At 42.1% G+C, this 24,927-nt stretch carries 21 protein-coding genes; 7 read left to right on the forward strand and 14 right to left on the reverse strand.

What is annotated here, in order from left to right; all coding sequences use genetic code 11:
* Positions 1–16: 16 nt before the first annotated feature.
* From X939_RS0104580 to X939_RS0104600, 5 genes are all read right to left on the reverse strand, one after another.
* On the reverse strand, positions 17–3,229 hold the full coding sequence (locus X939_RS0104580; protein WP_025762088.1) for a hypothetical protein: 3,213 nt from the start codon (positions 3,227–3,229) through the stop codon (positions 17–19).
* 17 nt (positions 3,230–3,246) lie between these two features.
* Positions 3,247–4,323 carry an NAD(P)/FAD-dependent oxidoreductase gene (locus X939_RS0104585; RefSeq protein ID WP_025762089.1) on the reverse strand — a complete coding sequence of 359 codons (1,077 nt, stop codon included), beginning with the start codon at positions 4,321–4,323 and terminating at the stop codon, positions 3,247–3,249.
* A gap of 1 nt (position 4,324) precedes the next feature.
* On the reverse strand, positions 4,325–5,035 hold the full coding sequence (cmk, locus tag X939_RS0104590) for a (d)CMP kinase (protein ID WP_025762090.1): 711 nt from the start codon (positions 5,033–5,035) through the stop codon (positions 4,325–4,327).
* Between the two features lie 355 nt (positions 5,036–5,390).
* Positions 5,391–5,978 (reverse strand): LutC/YkgG family protein, encoded by a 588-nt coding sequence (locus X939_RS0104595; RefSeq protein WP_025762091.1) that lies wholly within the window; start codon positions 5,976–5,978, stop codon positions 5,391–5,393.
* Between the two features lie 49 nt (positions 5,979–6,027).
* Entirely contained in the window at positions 6,028–7,404 is a 1,377-nt protein-coding gene (locus X939_RS0104600; RefSeq protein WP_025762092.1) for a lactate utilization protein B, read from the reverse strand.
* Positions 7,405–7,646: 242 nt separating this feature from the next.
* Between X939_RS0104600 and X939_RS0104605 the strand changes: the two genes are divergently transcribed.
* Positions 7,647–8,039, forward strand: a complete 393-nt coding sequence (locus X939_RS0104605) for a T9SS type A sorting domain-containing protein (RefSeq protein WP_025762093.1) — start codon at positions 7,647–7,649, stop codon at positions 8,037–8,039.
* 46 nt (positions 8,040–8,085) lie between these two features.
* Here the strand turns inward: X939_RS0104605 and X939_RS0104610 are convergent, their stop codons facing one another.
* The 6 genes from X939_RS0104610 to X939_RS0104635 all read right to left on the reverse strand — a co-directional run bounded on the left by X939_RS0104610 (position 8,086) and on the right by X939_RS0104635 (position 14,146).
* A complete protein-coding gene (locus X939_RS0104610; RefSeq protein ID WP_025762094.1) occupies positions 8,086–8,862 on the reverse strand; it encodes a (Fe-S)-binding protein in 777 nt (258 codons plus the stop codon).
* A gap of 2 nt (positions 8,863–8,864) precedes the next feature.
* On the reverse strand, positions 8,865–9,677 hold the full coding sequence (locus X939_RS0104615; RefSeq protein ID WP_229235995.1) for an endonuclease/exonuclease/phosphatase family protein: 813 nt from the start codon (positions 9,675–9,677) through the stop codon (positions 8,865–8,867).
* A gap of 156 nt (positions 9,678–9,833) precedes the next feature.
* Entirely contained in the window at positions 9,834–10,664 is an 831-nt protein-coding gene (locus X939_RS0104620) for an amidohydrolase family protein (RefSeq protein WP_025762096.1), read from the reverse strand.
* Between the two features lie 39 nt (positions 10,665–10,703).
* Positions 10,704–11,567 carry a fumarylacetoacetate hydrolase family protein gene (locus tag X939_RS0104625; RefSeq protein ID WP_025762097.1) on the reverse strand — a complete coding sequence of 288 codons (864 nt, stop codon included), beginning with the start codon at positions 11,565–11,567 and terminating at the stop codon, positions 10,704–10,706.
* Positions 11,568–11,656: 89 nt separating this feature from the next.
* Complete coding sequence (locus X939_RS0104630; protein ID WP_025762098.1) at positions 11,657–12,430, reverse strand: SDR family NAD(P)-dependent oxidoreductase; 774 nt, start codon at positions 12,428–12,430, stop codon at positions 11,657–11,659.
* Positions 12,431–12,493: 63 nt separating this feature from the next.
* Positions 12,494–14,146, reverse strand: a complete 1,653-nt coding sequence (locus X939_RS0104635) for a UxaA family hydrolase (protein ID WP_025762099.1) — start codon at positions 14,144–14,146, stop codon at positions 12,494–12,496.
* 241 nt (positions 14,147–14,387) lie between these two features.
* On the opposite strand from X939_RS0104635, the gene X939_RS0104640 reads away from it, so the two are divergent.
* The 4 genes from X939_RS0104640 (at position 14,388) to X939_RS0104655 (ending at position 19,057) form a co-directional block, all read left to right on the forward strand.
* A complete protein-coding gene (locus X939_RS0104640; protein ID WP_025762100.1) occupies positions 14,388–15,260 on the forward strand; it encodes an AraC family transcriptional regulator in 873 nt (290 codons plus the stop codon).
* 73 nt (positions 15,261–15,333) lie between these two features.
* On the forward strand, positions 15,334–16,962 hold the full coding sequence (ade, locus tag X939_RS0104645) for an adenine deaminase (protein WP_025762101.1): 1,629 nt from the start codon (positions 15,334–15,336) through the stop codon (positions 16,960–16,962).
* 157 nt (positions 16,963–17,119) lie between these two features.
* On the forward strand, positions 17,120–17,701 hold the full coding sequence (locus tag X939_RS0104650) for an RNA polymerase sigma factor (protein WP_025762102.1): 582 nt from the start codon (positions 17,120–17,122) through the stop codon (positions 17,699–17,701).
* Between the two features lie 87 nt (positions 17,702–17,788).
* On the forward strand, positions 17,789–19,057 hold the full coding sequence (locus X939_RS0104655) for a replication-associated recombination protein A (RefSeq protein WP_025762103.1): 1,269 nt from the start codon (positions 17,789–17,791) through the stop codon (positions 19,055–19,057).
* A gap of 4 nt (positions 19,058–19,061) precedes the next feature.
* On the opposite strand, the gene X939_RS0104660 is transcribed toward X939_RS0104655, so the two are convergent.
* Positions 19,062–19,400: a hypothetical protein gene (locus X939_RS0104660; RefSeq protein ID WP_025762104.1), complete on the reverse strand. Its 339-nt coding sequence runs from the start codon at positions 19,398–19,400 to the stop codon at positions 19,062–19,064.
* A gap of 1,632 nt (positions 19,401–21,032) precedes the next feature.
* Between X939_RS0104660 and X939_RS0104665 the strand changes: the two genes are divergently transcribed.
* Positions 21,033–21,677, forward strand: a complete 645-nt coding sequence (locus tag X939_RS0104665) for a response regulator transcription factor (RefSeq protein WP_025762105.1) — start codon at positions 21,033–21,035, stop codon at positions 21,675–21,677.
* A gap of 58 nt (positions 21,678–21,735) precedes the next feature.
* Here X939_RS0104665 and X939_RS0104670 read toward each other — a convergent pair whose 3' ends face one another.
* Positions 21,736–22,770 carry an aldo/keto reductase gene (locus tag X939_RS0104670; protein WP_025762106.1) on the reverse strand — a complete coding sequence of 345 codons (1,035 nt, stop codon included), beginning with the start codon at positions 22,768–22,770 and terminating at the stop codon, positions 21,736–21,738.
* A gap of 480 nt (positions 22,771–23,250) precedes the next feature.
* Here X939_RS0104670 and X939_RS0104675 point away from each other — a divergent pair, with 480 nt between their 5' ends.
* A complete protein-coding gene (locus tag X939_RS0104675) occupies positions 23,251–24,546 on the forward strand; it encodes a voltage-gated chloride channel family protein (protein WP_025762107.1) in 1,296 nt (431 codons plus the stop codon).
* An 86-nt stretch (positions 24,547–24,632) separates the two neighbouring features.
* Here X939_RS0104675 and X939_RS0104680 read toward each other — a convergent pair whose 3' ends face one another.
* Complete coding sequence (locus tag X939_RS0104680) at positions 24,633–24,875, reverse strand: hypothetical protein (protein ID WP_044198489.1); 243 nt, start codon at positions 24,873–24,875, stop codon at positions 24,633–24,635.
* Positions 24,876–24,927 lie beyond the last annotated feature (52 nt).

Here is a 24,927-nt window from a genome sequence, read left to right on the forward strand (position 1 = left end):
TACCTATTTTTCTGATTTAAAAGTCGTATCCTAGGGTTACATAAGGAATTGGCTTATTGGTATACCCATTATCTACGCCCCAGGCATAGTCAAGTTTTACATAAAAACCGAACAAGGTAGAGCGTACGCCTACTCCATATCCCATGAGGTAAGGATTATTAAAATCGGTAACTGTTACTCTGAACGGATCTCCATCTACTCCGATCACCTTAGTATTTAAATTATTATCCTCACTAAATGGACCTTTTCCTGTCCAGGCTGTTCCAATATCCCCGAAGCCTACCACCTGGAAGTTCCGTAAAAAACTAGAGGTAATGGAACCTCTGTAAAGATATTTAACAAGTGGAATTCGAAGCTCCGCATTTAACAGCATATAACTAGATCCTGAGAGTCTATTAAGGTTAAAGCCTCGAAGATTAGTAGCAAAATCGGCAAAGAATATATCGCGGTTATCAATGGTGGGGCCAAAATTTAAGGGATCATCCGTGGCGCGGGAGTCCTGACGGTTAGAAATCCAGTTCTCCATCCCTCCTAATATATTTTGCTTAGGCGACTTCCCCCCCGAGTGGCTGGCAGCAGCCCGGATAGCGAAGATAATCTCCCGGTGGATTTTCTGGTAATGACGAAAATCCAAACTGACACGGTTAAAACTCTCATTGCTATTGCTAAGACCCAGATGATTGTCATAACGTATTTTGAATCTGGTACCTTCCAGCATATTTACCCCACGAACCTTTGTATTATCAAATACGTATTCACTTCTTACCCCACCATAGCTGGATGCCAAATCAGGATTAGCAAGAATATATACATCTATCATCCTCGTCGAAGAAAACATCGGCGACACGGTGAGCCGACTCGAAGTACTAAATGGATAGGAAAGAGAAAACATTACCTGATTGAATTTATACTTCTGAGGATAGTTTTCTGTGGCCAGATTTAAGCTTTTACGATCGACCCTGATTCCAAAATCGATACGGTTGGTATTATTCCAATATTCGGCGAAGAGATCTAAATTCTTAAAGGTTGAATTCACAAACAAGCCTGCTTTGATCACATGATTTTCCAAAAGATCATTCATCACGATGTTCTGAGCATATCCAAATCCTCGTATGGGATCTATACGCCAGTCAGAACCAGCATTATTATTTATAAATAGTCCTTTATACGGATAGGGGCCCTTAATTGCGATATTTTCACGTACAGGGCGCTTTCGTGATACACCAGAAGGAGCACTGGCAAAGGTTCCCCGTCTGGCACGACTTTCGAAGGTCTTGAGTACATCCTCATCAAATTCATAATGATCGGTATCTACTTCACCTTCGCGCAGTACCAGTCGCTGTTCGACAGGATTATTAACCTTCGTGCTATCTGTCGTTACCGTCTCGGACCCATCGGGCTGCCCGGCAGGGTTGTTTTTTGGTTCATTCAAAGAGGGTGCCGTGACGGTAGCATTCAGGTTGAAGTTATTTTGGTACCCCATCTGATAATGACCATCCTCCAGATAAGTATAAGCCAGAGCGCCGCTCCCCTCTGAAATTAAATCGGCTGCCCGGAGGCTAAAGATATAGTTGGTCAGCTGCGAAGAATTCCCTGAAGATCGTTCGATGCGGAAAAGATTGTTTATTCCTTTTTCATTGGAAAGATAGATCACTTTGTTATCATCAGCATAAACTGGCAACATTTTAGCCTGACCTTTCCCCTGTAATAAGAGGGGGATAGACTCAGACCGTGGCGAACCATCATGTTCAAATATAGAAAGATAGGGTGTGATCATTTTGTAGTCACCCTTCCCTACTACCAATGTGTCTGTGGGGCGGTTACTCGAAAAGACGATCTTTCTTGTCGATCCTGCCACGAAGCGAGGAGATACATCATCAAAAATATCGTTGGTAAGCGGTAAGGCAGAAGCCCGGGCAACACTTATAAGGAATACGTCATTTTGCCCACCTTTATCGGCACTCACAGCTAACATGGTTCCATCTTCGGAAATATCCATATCATTGACCTGATCGAGGCCCCTAATATTTCTTTTCAGCTTTACCCTAATCTTTCTGGTCCCTATATTTTCATAGATATAAAGATTGTTTCGATCGCTTTCGTACGCCAAAATAGCTAATAAATTCTTCTTCGTCCAGCCAATTAAAGGAGCTTTTGTTTTAGTTGCCCCTCCAGTCTGATCCACTTTTCCCTGGCGAATTATCTTTTTATTTCCCGATACATTATCAACTATACTTACACGATAGCGGCCATTCTTGATCTCGCTAATGGCCGTCCATTTATTATCCATGGAAATCTGTACCTGGTCCTGATGGTCTATGGCACCAAAGTCATTTAACTTGATAGTCAGGGATTGTGCTGGCCTTATATAACTCTGTTCAGCCAGCTTATTACGGTCGACGTAATATGCCTTCCAGTCTCTTAAAAATCTATTATAAGAGGGAGAGCCCAATGTACTGGAAATGCTCGATTGCTCGTTGCGAATAATTCTGGTAAGATTTAAAATATCCGAAATCTTATCCTTCCCATATTGCTCCGCCACATAGTTCCATATGGAGTGACCAATCAAACGAGCATCATTACCTTCCAGAAGGGTCGGCTTTCGCACTTTTCTGTTAAGGAAGAAATCTCGCATATAATCGTTAAGCTCCGGAGACCAACCTTCTGCGATGTATGCAGCAGTCCCAGACATAAACCACTCCGGAACGGAGAGTAATAGGGAATTCTGAAGGGCTTCTCTCATATTGCCCCCATAAAGCATATCGTAGACAAACAGCAGACTAATGTCATTGACGAGTTTCTTTTTAAACCCGCCCTGATCGCCGGTATAAGCGATCTCGATTCTTGATTGAGCCAAGTCTAGTTTCTGATCTTCCAGATTGTCAATATTAGTCAAGCCCATATTGCTTTGTTCCAGCTCGGCGGGGGAGTTGTACAGGAATATTTTCACCCGGTTGTAAGGAGTCCAACCCAGCAAGTCGGTAATTCGGTCAAACTCACTTTCCGCGTGCTGCGCTGTCAATTTAGCAAGTGCCGTCCCACCTTGATGATGATAGATTTCAAAATTAGTCGTCCTGAAAATTTTCCAGTTAAACTTTTTGTATTGAATTCGGTTTTTACCAAAAGTTTCCTGAGAAGGGTATCTCTGTGCCGAAAGGTTTGAAAAGGCACCAATCAGGAGGCTGAGGGAGATCAGGAAGATCCGCTTGTATATAGATTTTATCCGCATAATTTAATGGTCAGTCTTCAACGGAAATATAACGAAAAATACCTTTTAATATTCACTAATGGGTTCAATTCTTTGCCATATTCGAGGTGTTCTACGAAATTATTAGCAAAATATGGGGCTAAGGTCACCCCTTTTGTACCCAATCCGTTAAAAATACCCAGCTGTGGCAATTCTGGATGCATCCCTACGAGCGGTCTGCGATCTCGAACCGAAGGCCGAATTCCTGCTTTTTGATTGACGGTCTGGAATGGAGCCGTAAAAATTGGTCGAATTTTATCTTCCAGCTCCTTACGGGCCTCCATGGTAGTTTCCCAGTTCAACGGATCCCAGGAATAGGTAGCCCCTACTTTTAGCCTATGACGGTCGAGCGGCAGGAAGAATATTCCTTGATTAATTAAATAAGGCTTGATATTTTGCTCCGTTTCAATCTCCAAAATTTCCCCTTTTACGGGGGTAAAGGGTAGCCAATTGAAATAATCATTTTCCATAGCCAGGGCTCCTTGGCACAGAATGGCCTTCCTAAAACTAAGGCCCTTCCATGATACTCCACTTTCATTGAAAGCCAGGTCCTGTACCTGAAAACATTCATCGCGAAAGAGCCCCTGCTCTTGCCAGAACCTGCGGGATGCTTCCAGAAAAACGGGCAGGTCCACCCATCCCGAGTGAATGATAGGAAGTCCTCCATAGGGCGCGTGAATGTAAGGAAGCAGGGTGGCGGTATCCATCGAAGGGCCAATATAGGGGGCAATATGCGGCTCCGCAGACTGAGCCATATATGCGTTTTGTTCCTCCAAAGAACGGTAAGGTCTTACAAAAGACATGGAATGGTGGAATGAGGCACTTAATCTGTCTTCGAGCCTTTTGTAAAAGTTTTGTGCAACAGGAAATAACTCATCAGCCATCCAGGTTCTTACAAGTTTTCTCCCTGTTAACGGATTGAATATTCCCGCCGCTACCATTGAAGATGAGGGAAGAGAAGGATCGTCAAGGACCAATACACGATGGCCCCTTTCCATCAGATTCCAGGCTAGCACACTTCCACCAACCCCCTGACCGACTATCAGGTAGTCGAAATCATATTTATTTTCAGACATTTTACCCTTCACCAAAGTTTCGCTTACGAAGTGTAAGACCAATCTGTTCATCTGCCAGTCGCACTACCATGTCCACTTGTTCATCCAAAGTCATCAGTGAATTGTCAATATAAACAGCATCCTCGGCCTGTTTCAAGGGGCTTTCCGCTCTGGTGGTATCCACCTCGTCGCGGTATCTTAAATTTTCAAGTATTTTCTCTATGCCTACCAGCTCTCCTTTTTCCATAAGTTCCAACTGCCGTCGTTGTGCTCGGATAGTAGGGTCAGCTGTCATAAATATTTTCAGCTCTGCCTGAGGAAATACCACGGTGCCTATATCGCGGCCATCCATTACTATACCCTTTTGTTTGCCCATACGCTGTTGTTGAGCAACCAGGGCATGACGAACGGAAGCCACTGCACTCACCTCACTGACCTTATCAGAAATATACATCTTCCGAATTTCTTCTTCTACATTCAGACCATTCAGATAAGTGTGATTTTTTCCTGACTCGCCATGGAGCCTAAAAGTGATATGAATATTACCCAGGGCAGATTCCACTTCCTTAGGATTGGAAACGGAAATGTGGTTCTGGATAAAATAAAGAGTGACGGCCCGATACATCGAACCGGTATCGATATAGGGATAATTTAGTTGTTTGGCCACTAATTTGGCCGTTGTGCTTTTGCCACAGCTAGAATAGCCATCGATGGCAACAATTATTTTGGGCATATAGAACTTGCGTTAAATAGGATATTGGAACAGGGTGCAGACCTACTCTTTTAGGGGGCATCCTCTACCCTGCAACCCAGTACATGCCCTCACCATTAGTAGATAGGGGTATAAAAGGCGTACCAATTCGTACTTACATCGTGATTTAAAAATCGAAATTATGTAAATATAGCGGAATTTATAAGGCATTCTTCAACAAAATTCCATAATGCCGCTATGCGCCTATTCCATATAACGTTTCATTCGGTAGCTACCTTTGCTAGAAATCAAAGGTATAGTTCGACCATTAAAATTTTCTGGATGAATGAGTTAATAGTAAGACCGTCTCTCTAAGAATGACGATTAAACAAAGAAATCATTGATCCTCTAAGAGATATACCACCAGGCTGCGTGCGCCATGTGCTCCTATAACCAGAGACTGCTCAATATCGGCGGTTTTAGACGGACCAGCAATGAAACATCCCCACCCCGATGTATCTGTCAATTTTTGATAGGCCTCATGCATATTGCCTACCAGGGAAGATGCTGGAATAACCAATGCCAGGTTTTGCGTGATAAAGGGTAACACACGGTGCGAAAGATGATCATCAGATATCCATATGGCACCATTTTCCGCTACTCCAAATTCTGCTTTCAAAACGGCAAGTTCTAAGGTCTCCAACTCGTGTGGGTCGTTAACAGTCAAGCTGAAATCAGCCCAAGGCATGAGGGCATCTATGGTAGTAGCCCTATTAGTGACACCTTGATATCGATCGGTTACCTGAGCCAACAAGGCCCCTATATTTTTGACAGGTACTACTTCGGTGTACACCGCTGCCAGCATTTCAGTGAAGGTCTCCTGAAGATTGGCAAATTCATTAGGAAAAGTGGAAACTTCAGGCAAAGAGGTCTCCTCCGGTTTATTTATTTTAATCCGTTCTAAGATCTTTTCTCTAGCATTCATCACATATTTGGTTTAGCATATCTATTTCTTTAAGCTCGCAATGCCTAGCTTAATCCTGACGATTACGAACATACCAATCTCTGAAACTTTCTTGTGGTGGCTCAGGCATTTCCCTCTGTTTGAACCAAGGATTTAAGCCATTATTCACCATAAAAGGAACGGAGCGCATCAGAGTTCGGCCTATCCTACCAGACCATTGATAAAACCGGGGCTGAGACAACACTACCGACATGGCCTTAATACCCATTTGTTTGGCCTTAGGCACATGCCCTTGCTGAGCAAGCACTTGTCTCCATTTATACAATTGGTCATGAATGTCAATCTTCACCGGGCAAACATTGGAACAGCTTCCGCATAAGGTACTGGCAAAAGGAAGATCAGCATTTTTGGTCATATCCAGGTTGGGCGCCAGAATAGACCCGATGGGTCCTGCCACCGCATTATGATAACTATGGCCGCCACTCCTCCTATATACAGGACAGGTATTCATACAGGCGCCGCAGCGGATGCATTTTAGGGAATTTCTAAAATCGGGCCGCCCTAACTGTACACTTCGGTTATTATCCAGAATAACCATATGCATTTCCTGACCCGGACGAGGTGTCTTGAAATGACTGCTATATGTCGTGATGGGCTGACCGGTAGCACTTCTGGCGAGCAAGCGAAGGAATACGCCCAGATGCTCCTGTTTAGGAATTATTTTTTCAAAACCCATACAAGCAATATGAATATCGGCCAGATGTGCTCCCATGTCAGCGTTTCCTTCGTTGGTGGCCACTACAAAGCCCCCCGTTTCCGCGACTGCAAAGTTAACACCCGTAAGAGCCGCCCTTCTGGTTACAAACTTATCTCTTAAATGCTGCCGGGCGGCTTCGGTCAGATACTGAGGATCTGTTGCACCTGCTTCGGTTCCTAAATGAGTATGGAAAAGATCGCCGATATCCTTTTTCTTTAAATGAATGGCTGGTAGTACTATATGGCTAGGAGGCTCTTCCCGGAGTTGCACAATCCGCTCGCCCAAATCCGTATCAATGACCTCTATCCCGTTGGCGGCTAGATACTCATTCATATGGCATTCCTCGGTGAGCATCGACTTACTTTTGACCATCTGTGTAATCTGATGCTTCCGAAGTAAGTCTAGCACGATTGCATTATGTTCATCCGCATCGGACGCCCAGTGCACCCTTACCCCGTTCTGCTGGGCATTTTTCTCAAATTGAATCAACAGCTCGTCCAAATGTGATAGCACATAATGTTTGATCTGAGAGCCTGCTTCCCTCAAGGCCTCCCATTCCGGGAGAACCTTAGAGGCCTTATCTCGCTTCTGGCGCACAAACCAGAGGGTTTCATCGTGCCAGTCGACATAATTTTCATCCTTATTGAAGGCCTCAGAAGCCGTCGCGTGATCCATTTTAGGTTTGCTCATAGTAATTTTAACATTTAGTTAATAGTACAATAGGAAGAACTTACGTGAATACCCTCACAATCACTGTACTATTTAAAGATCTACCTTTATTATAACCACCAGTTCAATAAATTCTTCTAAAAAGCTATTTTATTGTATAGCAACTAGTTATATATTTGAATTATAAGTTCAGAGATAAATCTCCCGACATCATTCGAAAAATAAGATTTAACTATTTTTAGATAACACAAATATTCACTCCTATGAAAAATTTAAAATCTCTTACCACCATGGCCGTCATGGCCCTACTATTTTCTTTCAGTTCTGCTGTGTCCAAGGCGCAAACAGCGCCTTCGATTCAAGACAGTCTTACTCTAGGCAGAGAAAAACTCAATGTACGACAAACAGAGTCTATGAAGTTTCGCCTGACGTACCATTCCCCAGAGTCGGCAACGATTAACCTACGCATTTACGATCATAACAGTAACTTACTCTACACTGAAAATCGTCGTGTCGAGAATCATCTTATTAAATATTTTGATCTCTCCCACCTAGCCGACGGCACTTATACTTTTGAGGTGCGAGAAGGAGCAGATTTGCACAAGCAGTCTTTTGACATTTTAACGGAAACGAGCCGTGTGGCATCGGCAGAGTAAGCGTAAGGGAGCTCTGAATTATTATTTCCAGTAATAACACCGGTCTTCAACTGAGGGCCGGTGCTGTTATATAGCTACCATTCAAAATCTCTGCAATATGAATCACCTTCACCTTCGACTCTCTACGCCGAAGAATACCTTCAAGGTGCATCAAACAACTCATATCAGAACCAGTAATAAACTCGGCCCCATTTCGGATGTGATCGGCGACCCTATCCTTGCCCATTTTCACCGAAATAGCTTCTTCGCTCACACAAAAAGTCCCCCCAAATCCGCAGCACTCATCTGCCCGATCCAAATCTACAAGTTCCAAACCCTTAACTTTCCTTAATAAGCCTAAAGGTTTTGAATAGGCAGGTGCATTCAGCTCACTCATTTGAGCTAATAACAATCCACGCTGCCCATGGCAGCCCTGATGAAGGCCCACCCGATAAGGAAATTCGGACTTTATCTCCTTAATTTTTAATATATCTGTCAAAAACTCTACCAGCTCAAATACCTTGGCACGGAGTATTTTAGATTGGTTTTCTTTACCCGCAACTTTCATATGCTCTTTCAGGTGTAAGATGCAACTCCCGGATGGAGAAACTACATAGTCGCAATCTGAAAAACTGTCTAAAAATAACTGATTACAAGCTCCAGTCATATTTTCAAATCCAGAGTTGGCCATGGGCTGTCCACAGCAAGTCTGGGTGGTAGGAAATACTACCTGGCAGCCTAGCTTCTCTAATAACTCCAGAGAGGCTATCCCTACCCTTGGATAAAACTGATCTACATAGCAAGGAATGAATAATCCTACTTTAACCCTGTTGAGTGCTTGCATATTTACCAAAATTCAATTGTGGCTGTAATCGGGTAATGATCAGAAACCTCCGGAAATTGCCGGATGACCTTATAATTTTTTACCCTTACCTTGTTATTCAATAAAACGAAAATATAATCTAACCTATCTCCTGGAATACCTTCGTTCCAGGTGGAGAGCAGGGACCCACTAGCAGCATCTCTCCATTTTTTTCTAAAAGAAAAATACGGCTGTTCATTGGGACGTGCGCCCATGTCCATACCTAAAATAACCGGTTGAATGCTTTCCTCAAGCATCCTGTTGATGTAAGCTGCCTGTAAGGCTCTATCCAGCACAGAAGCATATTCTAATCTGCTGCTACAAAAGCGAAAGGAAAAACCAGGGTATGGTTTCACCAAACCACATAATAATACCTTGGGGTCGGCACCAGCCGTCGCCGGAAGGTTGATTGTCTGGGTCCGTTCGAAAGGCCATCGCGAAAGCAAACCTACTCCCTGGCTACCATTTTGAGATTGATCTGTAATGCCATAAGCGTAGGACATACCCGTTTGAACCGCTAGTTGCCGCAACTGAAACTGTATTTTACCATCCATAATCAGACTATCCACAGCTTGTAAGGCAATTAAATCGGGTTTTTCCTCTGCAATGATTTTCAAGATACCCAGCAGATTATTTTGCTCATTCATATCTACCCCGTGTCGTATATTGAAACTCATTACCTTTATTTCAAGTGCTTTCCGGGGTTGAGATCCTGTAAGTATCAAACAGCTGCCTATCAGCAACAGCAAATTGAACATACACACAACTTCCCTATAATTACTTCTTTTTCCTTTCATATTCGGACACATTATTTTTGACGGACTCCATGCTTAATAACTAAAATTGAAGCATTCTTTCAAATATAATGGTCTAAAATTCTTTTGTTCAAATTCTCATGACCTGTTTCTGCCAGTCCTGGTGTAACAGCTATTGCAATGGTCTACTCAATTACCTCATATTTCAATATTATAAAAGGCAATCGCATTGCTTCCCATCACTTTTGATCGATCTGCCGGGTCAAAGGATTCTAAATAGTGATCCAGCACTCCTTTCATTTCCTGATATTGGGCTGCCACCAAACAAACCGGCCAATCGGACCCAAACATTAATCTATCCACTCCAAAAGCTGAAAAAACAATATCCAGATAAGGCGTAAAATCGGATGGCTTCCAATTGTTCCAGTCAGCCTCAGTCACCATTCCCGATACCTTACAATGAATATTAGGAAGAGTCGCAAGCATAGTGATATCCTCAGCCCAACCTTTGATATCACCCGATTTTATGTAGGGCTTAGCCAGATGATCGACTACCATACGAACATTGGACAGCTGACTGGCAAAGCGGTATGCTTCCTTTATTTGGTGAGGATATATCAGAATGTCGTAACGATAATCAAAGGCAGCCAGAGCCTTCACCCCTTTAATGAAATCGGGTTGAAGCAAGAAACCATCTGGTTCCCCTTGAACTACATGTCTAAAGCCCTTGAGTTTTTCAAATTGGCTCAAACTCTCCAATTTATTGTAAATCTGAGGGTCTCTTAAGTCTGTCCAACCTACCACTCCTTTTATAAACTCGTTGGCCTCGGCCATCTGCAATAAAAAGGTGGTTTCCGAATCCGACTGACTGGCCTGAACGGCTACACAGCCCTGAATATGATTAGCCCTGAGAATCGGGGCAAGGTCTTCTGGCAAAAAATTCCTCTGGATAACGGCCATATCTGCCGTTATCCAGGAATCACGAACCGGATCGAAAACCCAAAAATGTTGATGTGAATCGATTTGCATGCTTATATTTTTTTACAAAGAATTCTCAATCTACAGGTATCATTTAGCCTGCCAGGCAATAGTTTCCTGCCGTTGCTGACCGAGTCCTTCGATACCCAGCTCCATCACATCACCTGGTTTAAGGTATACTTGAGGTTTCATTCCTAACCCAACACCGGCGGGGGTTCCCGTAGTGATGACATCTCCAGGAAGAAGGCTCATAAACTGGCTAAGATAGCTCACTAAAAATGGAATTCTGAAGATCATGTCGGAGGTATTGCTGTCCTGAATTTTTTTGCCATTCAGCGACAACCATAGATCCAAGTTATTAGGTTCGGCTACCTCATCGGCAGTAACCAGATAGGGTCCCATAGGAGCAAAAGTATCATTACTTTTACCCTTAACCCATTGCCCACCCCTTTCTAGCTGATAGGCCCGTTCCGAAATATCGTTATGGATGGTATAGCCGGCCACATAATTCATGGCCTCTTCCTCATTTACATAACTCGCTCTCTTGCCTATAACCACCGCAAGCTCTACTTCCCAGTCCGTTTTTTCAGAACCCCGTGGAATGACAACTTCATCGAAAGGTCCGCAAAGTGCCGAGGTAGCCTTAAAAAATATGATGGGCTCAGCAGGGAGTTCAGTAGCACCAGACTCATAGGCATGTTTGGCATAATTCATCCCAATACATATGATTTTGGAGGGACGGGCTATGGCAGAACCAAAACGAAATCCAGACGCTAACACTGGACATGACGCTTGATTGGTTTCCAGCCAGGCAGCCAGACGATTTATTCCATCGGCAGCAAAAAAAGCTTCATTATAATCTTCGCCAAATGAGGAAAGGTCTAGTTGAGTACCATCAGAGAGTTCTACACCCGGCTTTTCTTGTTCGAAAGCACCAAATCGAAATAATTTCATTTTATTATTTATGTTTAATGGCCGTCCAACAAATACGGGCCATGATGAATAAAAATTTCACTATGGGCTTTTCGGGCCCTGGGAATTAATTAGTTATTTAATTTTTCGAAACCGCCATCGATCAGGTAATCGCATCCGGTAACGAAACCTGCCTCATCCGAACATAAGTACAAGGCTAACGCACCTATTTCTTCAGGCCTTGCCATACGGCCTATGGGCTGCGATTTAGAGAGTTTTTCAAACATCTCGGGTTCTTTTCCTGGGTAATTTTTTGCAATAAATCCATCCACAAACGGGGTATGCACCCGGGCTGGAGACAAGCTGTTACAGCGTATATTATCGGCCAGATAGTCTCTGGCTACCGATAAAGTCATAGAGTAAACTGCACCTTTGGCAGCCGAATATGCAAAGCGATCGGTGATACCCACTGTTGCTGCGATGGATGCCATGTTTAATATTACGCCTCCGCCCCCAGCCTTAAGATGAGGCAAGGCAGCAAAAAGACAGTTATATACTCCTTTAATATTGACCCGATAAATGCGATCAAAATCCTCTTCTGAGGTCGTATCCGCCTTACCCACATGAGCGATTCCGGCGTTATTTACCAAAATGTCAATTCCTGCTACCCCGGCAATGGCATCCACCACTTTTACAACCTGAGACTGATCACTGACATCTACGGGATGAGCTTGGGCTTTGCCGCCCCCTCTGACGATGTCGGCTGCTACTTGTGAAGCCAAGTCCTGGTTTAGTTCCAAAATATGGACAAAAGCACCTTGTTTGGCGAAGGTCTGGCTAATGGCTAAACCTATGCCGCTAGCTCCTCCAGTAATAATGGCAATTTTATTATCTAGACTAAACATATATTTTATTTTGTTCTCTTGCGCTCATTAACTCTCGTTCAAAATTGGCGCAGATGTTATAGATTAAAGGGAAACACCTCTCTTCCATGGAATGAAATCGTCTTGGCCAAGTTGTTGTGCTTTGGTGAGCTCCCCACTGGCAGCCTTAATCACATACTCCAATAAATTGTCAGCATTTTCCTCAATGGACTCGGTGCCATCCACAACAGGTCCACAGTCAAAATCGATTACATCAGGCATCCTTTCTGCAAGCTTAGTATTGGTAGCAACCTTTGCAACAGGGCAAATAGGGTTGCCAGTGGGCGTGCCTAGTCCCGTTGTAAAGAGTATTATATTGGCTCCGGCAGCAGTTTGACCCGTAGTGGCCTCTACATCGTTTCCAGGAGTACATACCAGATGCAGGCCGGGAACAGTGGCCCGCTCCGTATAGTTAAGAACATCGGCAATAAAAGCATTACCCCCCTTTTTTGCCGCTCCGGCCGATTTTATTGCATCGGTTATCAGTCCATCCTTTATATTTCCAGGCGATGGGTTGAAGGCAAAAGCAGATCCAACCGCTTCAGCTTTACCCGCATAGTCACGCATGAGCTTCTCAAATTTAGCAGCTTTCTCCTCGGTACTGCAACGGTTCAATAATTCCTGCTCAACTCCGTTGAGTTCAGGAAATTCTGCCAGTAAGGTTTGACCACCAAGACCAACCAGAATATCCGATAACTGACCTAAGACGGGATTGGCAGAGATTCCGGAAAATCCATCCGATCCGCCGCATTTTAGCCCTACAGATAATTTTGATAGGGGTGCAGCGGAACGTTCAAACTGGTTGATTTGTGTCAGACCATTGAAAGTTTCTTTAATCGCACCTGCCATCAGGGAGTATTCTGTCCCCTTTTGGTGCTCAAACGCAAAGAAGGGTTTATTAAACTCAGGATCCCGCTTTTTGATTTCGTCCTCTAAAGTTTTCAATTCTGAGTTCTGACAACCCAGGCTTAAAACCGTAATACCAGCCACATTAGGATGCACGGCATAGGCTGCAAATAGCGCACAAAGGGTATTGGCATCCTGACGTGTTCCGCCACATCCCCCTTCATGTGTGAGAAACTTGATCCCATCTACATTGGGAAAGGGACGATCCGCCTTGCCGGTACGCTCCTGCTGGTCCACAAAGGTCTCAATTTTCTTTAGCTGGCTTTGATCCCCGGTCTGGTATGCCTGAAGCATTGCCTGCACATGCCTTCTATATAAATCCGTTTGGGCATAACCCAACTCGCGCTCAAAAGCGTCCTTCATGATAAGTACATTCCTATTTTCACAAAAAACCAAAGGGAGTACTAGCCAGTAGTTATAAGTACCCACCCGACCATCGGCCCGATGATACCCCTGGAAGGTGCGGTTTGCCCACTTGCTCACATCAGGCTGAGTGTAGCTATATGGTTGGCGAAGGGCAGTGCTATAATCATGAGCATCATGACGTAAGTTGAAAGTTGTAATGGGCTCACCTTTCTTAATGGGCTGCGTGGCACGACCTACCAATACACCGTACATAATGATCGCCCCACCCGTATCGATGTCCTCAGTAACGAACTTATGCTTGGCCATTACACCGTAAGGCAGTGGATAATGAGCACCATCATATTCAACAATTGAATTGGTCTCTAAATCCCGTAATGCCACAATTACATTATCAGAAGGATGTACTTTTAAAAGTTTTGACGCCATGTCTATTTATAATAATATTTTAAGTGGATGCTAAGGGCGGTATATCCGACCTATAAACTATACGACCCAAAGTAAAAAAGGTACGTGTTTACCTGCCAGAATCATGTTGTATTTTCTTATTCATATTCTTAGAAGCAAAATAATTGAATAATTCTTAGCGGAAATTTTACATTTTTAGCAAGATATTAAACTATATTGGCATTAAAATGATTAATTTGGTCCAGGAATTGTAAATTTAATCATGAAACCACAACTTATTAAGGTTCCCAGAGCTACCCAACAATCCTACAGTATTCGTCGCGACGTAGTTTTATATTTCTATGATCGCTGGCATTATCATCCTGAAATTGAATTGGTCCTAATCGAACAAGGTTCCGGAACTCAATTTATCGGCGATAGCATACAAAATTTCCAGAATGGTGACCTATTACTCATAGGCCCAAACCTCCCCCACTACTGGCGCTGCGACGACAAATATTTTGAGGGGAGAGAAAACCTCCGGGCTCAGGCTACCGTATTGCATTTTCTTCCCGATTTATTTGGCGAAACCTTTATGGAATTGCCCGAAAATAGATCCATTCTCGATCTATTTCAGCGATCAGCCACAGGATTGAAATTTTCGGGTATTGGCAAAAATAAAGTTTCCCAACTCATGCAAGACCTCTTAGTCGATAATGGCGAAAACAGGGTCCTGCAGTTATTGCAAATTTTAAATATCTTGGCTTCCAGTACAGAAGCCACTAGCCTTTCTAATCAATTTAATCTGAAAGGATATGACTCTTTCGATACGGATCGTATCAATAAAATATACCAATACACCCTTCAAAATTTTCAAAAAAAAATAAGCATTTCAGAGATCGCCGACATAGCCAATATAAGTCAGCATTCTTTCTGCCGCTATTTTAAAAGTCGAAGCCGAAAAACTTATTCTCAGTTCTTAATTGAGCTTCGGATTGGTCATGCCTGCAAACTATTACTGGAAGAAAGACTTCCAGTAGCCCAAATCTGCTTTGAAAGTGGATTTAATAATTTTGCTAACTTCAATAAAAGCTTTAAAAGTATTACCGGGTTAAGTCCCCTTCAATATCAAAAAAAAGCGGGATCTTATGGTTAGGACGATTTTTCTCCATGTCGCCCCATACGCCTATCCAAAAAACTAACAATAATCAAGCAATGCTTCCCAAATTATGATGAAGGTTAATTATATTAATATCCTGGAACGAAAAATAGAGGCTGTAGAACTCCAATTTGCCCATGGGTCAATCACTTCGCTTACATGTATAGGAGGAGAGGACAAACAATTACCCTATGTATTACCCGGATTTGTTGATGCCCATGTACATATAGAAAGTTCAATGCTTACTCCAAGCCAATTTGCCCGTCTGGCAGTTGTGCATGGGACGGTGGCCACTGTATCTGACCCCCATGAAATCGCCAATGTCCTGGGCATGCAGGGTGTGGAATATATGATTTCGGAGGGGAAGCGATCACCTTTTAAATTTTGCTTTGGAGCTCCCTCTTGTGTCCCTGCTACTATCTTTGAAACGGCGGGGGCCGTTTTGGACGCAGAAGATATAGCCAGTCTCCTGTCCAAAGAGGAAGTAGGCTACCTTGCCGAGGTCATGAACTTCCCTGGTGTGCTAAATGGGGAACAGGATCTATTAAAAAAATTAGAATGGGCCAAAAAATTTGGAAAACCTATTGATGGACATGCGCCGGGCCTCAGGGGAGCCGATGCCAAGGCTTATATAGATGCCGGTATTAGCACCGACCATGAATGCTTTACCTATGAAGAGGCTTCAGAAAAGATTAAATACGGGGCAAAAATATTGATCAGAGAAGGAAGTGCTGCCCGAAACTTCGAGGCTTTAGTACCATTATTCAAACATCATCCTGCAGACCTCATGTTCTGCTCGGACGACAAACACCCCGACAATCTGGAAGAGGGCCATATCAACCTTCTGGTTAAAAGAGCATTATTGTTGGGTTACAATCTTTGGGATGTCCTCAAGGCGGCCTGCATCAATCCCGTTCATCACTATAATCTTCCAGTTGGCCTATTATATCCACAACAACCTGCAGACTTTATTGTAATAGATAACCTGAGCGATTTTAATATCCTCGAAACCTATCTGGATGGGGCCCTGGTGGCAAAAGACGGCAAAAGTCTTTTACCGGATCTCCGCAGTGAACATCCAAATCTTTTTAACTGCCTCCCTACAAAACCCGATGATTTCATTATTAAAGCAAAAAATTTACCCGTTCCAGTAAGGGTAATCGATGCACTTGAAGGTCAACTAATTACCAATAGTTCACTTGCTTCACTTCCGTTAACGGAAAGAGGCTATCAATCGGACCCAAAGCAGGATGTGTTGAAGATTACCGTTATAAACCGCTATGAGAATGCCAAACCAGCTGTGGGATTTATACGCAACTTTGGCCTAAGCAAAGGTGCCATGGCATCGTCAGTTGGTCATGACTCTCATAATATTCTAGCCGTTGGCTGCGACGATATGAGTATTAGCAAGGCTGTAAATTTAATCATCGAAAATAAAGGGGGCTTGGCGGCCGTAGGTCCGGATAGAGAAATGATACTACCCTTGCCTATTGCAGGATTAATGACCGACCGGGACGGATACCAGGTGGCTAAGGATTATACAAAACTCGATCAATATGTTAAAGATGAGCTTCATTCAACCCTAAAATCCCCATTTATGACCCTTTCATTTATGGCCTTACTAGTAATACCCGCTTTGAAATTAAGTGATAAAGGTCTGTTCGATGGTAATAAATTTGAATTCGTAGCCTTAGAATAATGATATTTTCAAGGTCTTGAATATAATACAGCCCATAACAAATATCATTTTTGCATGAAATATTTTTTTTTATCTTCTAATAAATAAATATATTTACAAGTGTATTATTGACCCTTAATAAAAAGTAATTCCTAACCCCAAATCAACCTACCTTAAAATGGCTCATTTACGCTACAAGCAAGAAGAAGAACTGCAGTTCTGGGATCAGTTTAGACAAGGCGATGAAAATGCTTATGCATGCCTGTACAGTTCGTACGTACACATTTTATACCAGTACTGCTCGCAGTTTACCATTGACAAGCCGCTAATCAAAGACTGTATCCATGACTTATTTGTAGAACTATGGAAGAACCGAGCCACCCTGGGTGATACCACTTCGGTACGCTTCTATCTGATGGCCTCGATAAAGCGGAAATTGGTGCGTCATTTAAATGCTCAGCAAAAGCATACGAGTAATGAAGACATACCTGTAGAGTACTGGCATATTCATACGCCTTCTCACGAAAACCATATTATTTCTGAGGAAGAATTTGATCTTACCAACCATCATTTAAATGCAGCCATTCATTGTCTTCCGAAGCGCCAGAAGGAAGCCGTTTTCTTGAAATTTTATATGAATATGAATAATCATGAAATAGCCGAGCTGATGAAAATTAACATTCAATCGGTCTACAATCTAATATTTGGCGCGCTGGGAAATCTGAAGAAACAAATGGCCATGGACCATATTACTATATAGGGTATATTCATCCCTCCGCAAAAAAAGCATGGCGAACTAAGCCATGCTTTTTTTGTTTAATGGATAGAGAAACTATTAGACTTGAATATGAACCAGAGTACCCCTTTAGCTGAACGGTTAAGACCTAGAAATTTGGATGAGTATATAGGTCAAGAAAAAATATTAGGCCCTAAGGGACCTTTGAGACGGGCCATTTTACAAAATGCACTTCCATCCATGATTTTATGGGGCCCACCGGGTGTAGGGAAAACCACCCTCGCCCTTTTGATTGCAGAGGTATCCAAAAGGCAGTTTTACAATCTCAGTGCGATCAATTCCGGGGTAAAAGAGCTGCGTGAAATATTGGCCCGTCCAACAGGACTTTTCCCGGCCATACTGTTTATAGATGAAATTCACCGTTATAATAAGACCCAGCAGGATGCCTTATTGGGAGCAGTTGAAAAAGGCCATATCACTTTGATTGGGGCCACAACAGAAAATCCTTCCTTCGAAATTAATGCTGCCTTATTGTCCAGATGTCAGGTATATGTTTTAGAAGCATTTACAGCAGCCGAGTTGGAGTCTATGATTGAAAGAGCCCTGGAGAAAGATCCATGGCTCAAATCGCGGCAAATCAGCTTTCTGTCTCGGAAAGCTTTGTTCCGCTTGTCGGGTGGTGATGGACGGAAACTATTGAATTTATTAGAACTTGTGGTGGCAAGTCAACCAACTACCGAAAGTTTGGAGATTACAGACGAGATGGTCACAGAGGCAGTGCAGCAAAACATGGCCAGGTACGACAAATCCGGGGAGCAGCATTATGATATCATTTCCGCCTTTATCAAATCTTTACGTGGCAGTGATCCCAATGGTGCATTGTACTGGATGGCCCGAATGATTGTTGCAGGAGAGGACCCTATATTCATTGCCAGAAGAATGTTAATTATGGCTTCGGAGGACATAGGTATGGCCAATCCGACAGCCATGATTATGGCAGAGGCCTGTCTTCAAACTGTAAAAGTTATAGGCTTTCCAGAGTGTAGGATCACCCTTTCGCAAGTAGCTATTTATCTGGCCACATCACCTAAAAGCAATGCGAGCTATTTGGCCATCAATCAAGCGATAGAAGTAGCAAAAAATACGGCGCATTTACCTGTACCACTTCATTTGAGAAACGCTCCTACAAAACTGATGAAAGAGCTAGGCTATGGAGAAGGCTATCGTTACGCCCACGATTTTCAGGGAAATTATATAGATCAGCAATACTTACCCGATGATCTGGATGGAACTACAATATATGAGCCCGGTAATAACAGCCGGGAAGAGGAGATCAGAAAGAAGCTGCAATACTTATGGAAAGGGCGATACAACTATTAAAAAATTAGTCTGTTTCAAAAAGAAAAGGCCTAACACGCCTGTTCCCTTTGGTGGTCCTTCTTAACAGACGTGGACGCGATTTACCTGGCAGTTCAGAACTTGTCAGCGTAAGAAAACCCTTTGTTGGGCTAAGTTCCTTTCCTCCGAACGCTTCTGTTAACAAGCATACCCCCTCCTCATGCTCAACCCATTCTTGTTGCAAACGTACGCCCATGCGATATAGATTGGCATGAGTCTCCATTTCACTAAGTAGGTTAGCCAAATACTTTTCAACATAAGCTTCTCCTCTAAGCTTAGAGCCGAATAGGGCATATTTCTTAATAATATCTGTGTTTCGCTTCATCTAAGTATGGTTACGGCATGAATCTTACTTTCTTTCCTCAATCTTAACAAATGGAACTTAGAAAAAATTCTAAAAACATCAATCAAAATAATATAATTTTATAAAATGCTACCTTTTCCAAAATAAAATTAAGACAAATTTATAAATTATATGACTAATATTTTTTCTAAATTTTTATAGAACATTTCTCTTACCATCTGATTTAATAAATCTTCACAAAGAGCCAATTAAGGGTATAAGGAAATGACCGCACCGAAAGGTAGAATTAAGGTCAATTCCAGATTCGTTAGTTAGAATAAGTAAAGATTAGACATAGAATTAACTAAAAGGCCACTAATTTTTTAAGTAATTTTTTTTCATTAAAAACAAGTAGGTAAATTCTGGAAGGCCTCTAAATCATTGATTTGACATTTATGTAACTGATAATCAATTATTTAAACCCTTCAATGAATAGGTTTTTAAGTAAAAAAAATATAGTAATTGTTTAAATTATCGTGATTTAAATAGTTTATCATTAAGAATTATTTAACTTTGTTCTTGAAAACCAGTAAAATGGTTCTCATAACGTTGAGTAAAATCGAACATCCCTGGGCTTTGCCTGCGGGATGTTTTTTTTGTTGCGCAGAAGCATGCGGATTGGTACTGGATAATAACGTACTAATTATTAATGAATATCATGTTATTTTTCGCCAGCAGTACAACTGACTTCCTATTGATAAAAAATCAATTGCATTTTTTATCATCTTTAGATTTTACTGATATCCGATGGAAATGCAGAGGAGAAGTAGAATTAATACAGCGGCTTAGAATTACATAGGGCTTGATTTCACTTCATAGATTTTTTGAATGCTTGCAATGGGCTAGCCAATTCTTAAAAGAATTTTGAGAACGGAGTAATTTTTTCCATTTTCTAAAAAAAAATTCGATCGTAATTTTTCTTCCTTATAAAACTAAACTTCTTCCAAATTCATAAATTTGGCTTCCCCACTTGAGCAGTTATTAAATTGACCAGATCATAAATGAGAAACTATTCAGTAAGGTAACTAAATGAAATCAACTGACAGGAACTTACTCACAACTTATTACTAGTCAATGTTTTATTATAACAAACCAGTACTGGTATAGCCCATAAGCGGAGTAGTTTGATGGAGTTGGCCATAATCATGCATAGGGCATAACATAAAAAACCAGCTTCACTAATAGGAGTACTAGTGAGAATTTGCAGAGAATGTCAGAAGAATATAATATGGATCGCCTAATCTATTACCGGATAAAAATTGATAAAAGTCATAATATATGCAGCGGATTTTATAAATTCACTTGCATATCCGCTTTGCAGTGGCTTAATTTGTCGTAGAACTTCTAAGTTCGGGATAAATAAGTTTAGACAAAAGTCTTATGTAGTTCTAAATTTAAGTGAACACACCCATATTTTTCGAATAAGCACTTGGGCCAACAAGTTTTATAATATGATAGCGCTATACACAAAAATTAAAAAATTTGATCATTAAAAATAAGGGGGATGTATATTTTATAATATCATTCTCTAGTAAAAATTCGTTTTAGCAAAACCGAGTAAATTAACCCATCTAAATATTTTTTAATTCAAACGTTTAAAGGACTCTCTAAATCATGAACATAGCGCTAGTAGACGATCATTTGCTTCTCACCGAGTCGTTGAGTAACCTGCTTACCCGAATGCCAGAAGTGGAATCGGTCAGTATATTCAACTCCACTGAATCGTTCATTCAAAGCAAACCCCAGAATAACTCTGACCTGATTATCACCGACATTATGATGTCAGGTGTAAATGGAATCCAATTATTGGATTACTGCCGTGAAAATCTAGATGAAAATATCAAGATCATTGTATTCTCATCGGCATATGACTCCCAAACTGTACGGAATGTAATACGTCGCGGAGCAAATGGATTTCTGACCAAATCCACCACCATTGCCGAACTAAAAGATGCAATTTTGCAGATTAGTGCGGGCAAACAATATATTGGTAAGTCAGTACGCGAAAGTCTGATCAACAGCGTATTCAATGATGAACAGGCCGTATTTCAGTTATCACAACGCGAAAAAGACGTACTTCAAAGCATTTGCCAGGGTAAAACCATTAAAGAAATTGCAGATGATCTGAAGCTTAGCTCACATACCGTGCAATATTACCAACGTAAAATCATGAAAAAGTTCCAGGTTAAAAGAACAATGGACATGATTGTATATGCCATAAAACATGGTTACTACGTACCCGAACTGAGACATTCTTAAGGGGAACTAATGATTCGAAGAAAAAGCGCTCCAGAAAGTATTTCCGGAGCGCTTTTTCTTAACTGTAAAAATCTGGTGTGGGGTTCAAATCCAAATTCATCCGCTGATGCCAATATGGATAAATGGTATGCCTATCGCTCACCCGATCCAAACGTTTCAGATGATCAGAAGATAGACTCCATCCTATTGCACCTAGATTCTCCTTTAACTGCTCTTCCGTACGCGCACCAATGATTACATTGCAGACCGTAGGCCGCTGAAGGACCCAGTTCAGGGCTACCTGGGCTATGGTTTTATTGATCTCAGAGGATATAGCTTCCAGTTCGTCGACAATTGAATATAAATACTCCTTGTCTACAGGCGGACCTTCACCCCCACCCTGAGCAATTCGCCCATCAGTAGGTTCTCCCTGATTACGCCTGTACCTCCCTGCTAGTCGTCCCGCGGACAAGGGGCTCCAAACCATCGTACCCAAGCCTTGATCCAAGGCCAAGGGCATCAATTCCCATTCATACTCCCTACTCAGCAGACTATAATGAGCCTGATGTGCCACATACCGAGACCAGCCATATCGTTCTGAAATGGACAACGATTTCATCGCATGCCAGCCAGAAAAATTCGAGCAGGCAATATACCGCACCTTTCCACTTTGAACAAGGTTTTCCAACGCACTCAAGGTCTCTTCCACAGGCGTGATGCCATCAAAACCATGCATATGGTAAATATCCAAGTAATCGGTCTTTAAGCGAGATAGGCTATTTTCGCATGATTTGATCAGATGATGCCTGGATGATCCAAAATCATTAGGGCCCTTCCCCATTTTGAATGTGGCCTTAGATGATATGAGAACCTGGTCGCGCAGACCATGAATAGCCTGCCCTAATATCTCTTCACTCAGGCCCTGAGAATATACATCCGCTGTATCAAACAGATTTAGGCCAGCATCTAAGCAAAGATTTACCATTTTCTTTGCTTCGTCAACCCCCGTATTACCCCAGGTCTTAAAAAAATCTCCTGTACCTCCAAAAGTCCCTGTTCCAAAGCTTAAAACTGGGACGCGTAGCCCTGAAGCACCAAGTTGTCTATATTCCATTTGTTGCTGATTTTCGATTCATGTATCAAGGTACAAAGTACATACTATTTTGTCAAATGTATTCCTATTCATTTGACTTGTACCCTTCTCTGATTTAAAACATTCTAAAAACCTAATGTATAGAATCATCATTTTTTAAATATCTCAAAATTTCTATGATTCGATACAGTAAGTTCTTGTTGATAAAAATAGAGTTTGGAAACATATTGGTAGAGGAAGGTTTATAAATCAAAGAAATTTCTAACCAAATGAATAGGACCTCCAGTGGAATGGACTGTTAAGAATTGACTAAATTTAAGGAACAGGGTCATCGTAACAAGGTCAGCGACCGCTGGCAGATAAATTCTTGAAATTAAATGTATCTTTGGCAGATTTTACAAGGTGATTCCGCTGACGACTGTCAGGAATCTGCACTGCTACCAGGATGGGAAAACTACAGCAGATCCCTCTTTATAAGCGTTATAATCCATAATAACCTGTATGCGAGTTTCAATTATTTCAAAGCTTTTCTTTCGTAAACCCGTAGCATTTTTCATTCTTAAATGGATTCTTATATCTGCAGTAATAGGTATTTTAGTCGGCTCTGCCTCTGCTTTTTTTCTTATAGCCTTAGACTGGGCCACTTCTTTGCGGGAAGAGAATCTATGGATTATCGCTCTCTTGCCTCTGGCAGGACTATTGGTGGGACTTTCGTACTACTTATGGGGACAGAATGTGGAGGCCGGCAATAATCTGCTCTTAGAGGAGATTCACCACCCTGAGAAAACAATTCCCTTAAAAATGGCGCCTTTGGTATTAATAGGAACGGTTACGACTCATCTTTTTGGAGGTTCGGCAGGAAGAGAGGGAACTGCGCTTCAAATGGGTGCCTCAATTGCCGATCAGCTTACCAAATTATTCAGACTTAGGCCTCGGGACCGACGATTGCTACTTATTGCAGGAATAGCGGCAGGATTTGGTTCCGTCTTTGGAACCCCTCTGGCGGGTGCCATATTTGGCCTCGAAGTATTCTTAATAGGTCAGCTAAGATATGATGCGTTATTTCCAGCTTTTGCCAGCTCTATATTTGCCGATCTTGCCACTCGCACCTGGGGGGTAGGGCATACTAGTTACCAGATTGACCTGCTTCCGGAATTTAATCTTCTCAATATCATTTATGCCATAGCTGCGGGAATTGCCTTCGGACTTGTCTCTGTCGCCTTTAGCCGAAGCACCCATGCAATAGGAAGTTTATTTAAGCAATATATTTCCTATCCACCTCTGCGCCCCTTTGTGGGGGGGTGCCTAGTAGCATTGGCCGTTTATTTTATAGGCACCACTCGCTATATCGGATTAGGCGTCCCCGTAATCGTAGAAGCATTCCAGACTCCTGTACCCGCTTATGACTTCGCACTGAAAATACTCTTTACGTCCGTTACACTTGGCGCTGCATTTAAGGGAGGAGAAGTTACACCGCTTTTCTTTATCGGTGCCACTCTGGGCAACGCATTGTCTACCATCATCCCATTACCCATGGGCCTTCTGGCAGGAATGGGATTTGTAGCCGTTTTTGCCGGGGCAGCCAATACACCCATTGCTTGTACCCTAATGGCTATTGAACTCTTTGGGGCAGAGAGTGCTGTATTTGTCGCACTTGCCTGCGTTACCGCTTATTTCTTTTCGGGTCATCGGGGTATTTACCAATCACAGGTAATAGGACAACCTAAACATTTCATTTTTGGAAGAGAGACTGGGAAAAGGCTTTCGGAGATTCAAAAGGCCAAGCGAAAAAGATAAGAGGAGTTATCTATATGCGGGCAGTTGGAGTGGAAAATATTACAGAATGAAGATTAGCAAAAAAACCCGGTAAAACCGGGTTTGCATTATTTTATTTCCTCATAATCAACATATTCTCCACCTTTAAACTTAGACTGAGTTCCATCTGGGGGAGCATTGTCAACCTTTACACCTTGGTGATTTCTTTTATTGGAATAGGCTTGATACTGTTTCTTTTGCTCCTTCACCAGTTGTCTGCCAACTAATAAATGAAACAAAAATCTACGGAAGAGGGGTACAAATGCAATAAGTAATAATACAATCAGAAATATATTAAATAGAATCTTCATCTTTCAAAGGTTATTTTCCTACTCTATAACGTAAACTTACCAAAAATAGCAC

The sequence above is a fragment of the Dyadobacter tibetensis Y620-1 genome (assembly GCF_000566685.1).
Taxonomy (GTDB): domain Bacteria; phylum Bacteroidota; class Bacteroidia; order Cytophagales; family Spirosomataceae; genus Dyadobacter; species Dyadobacter tibetensis.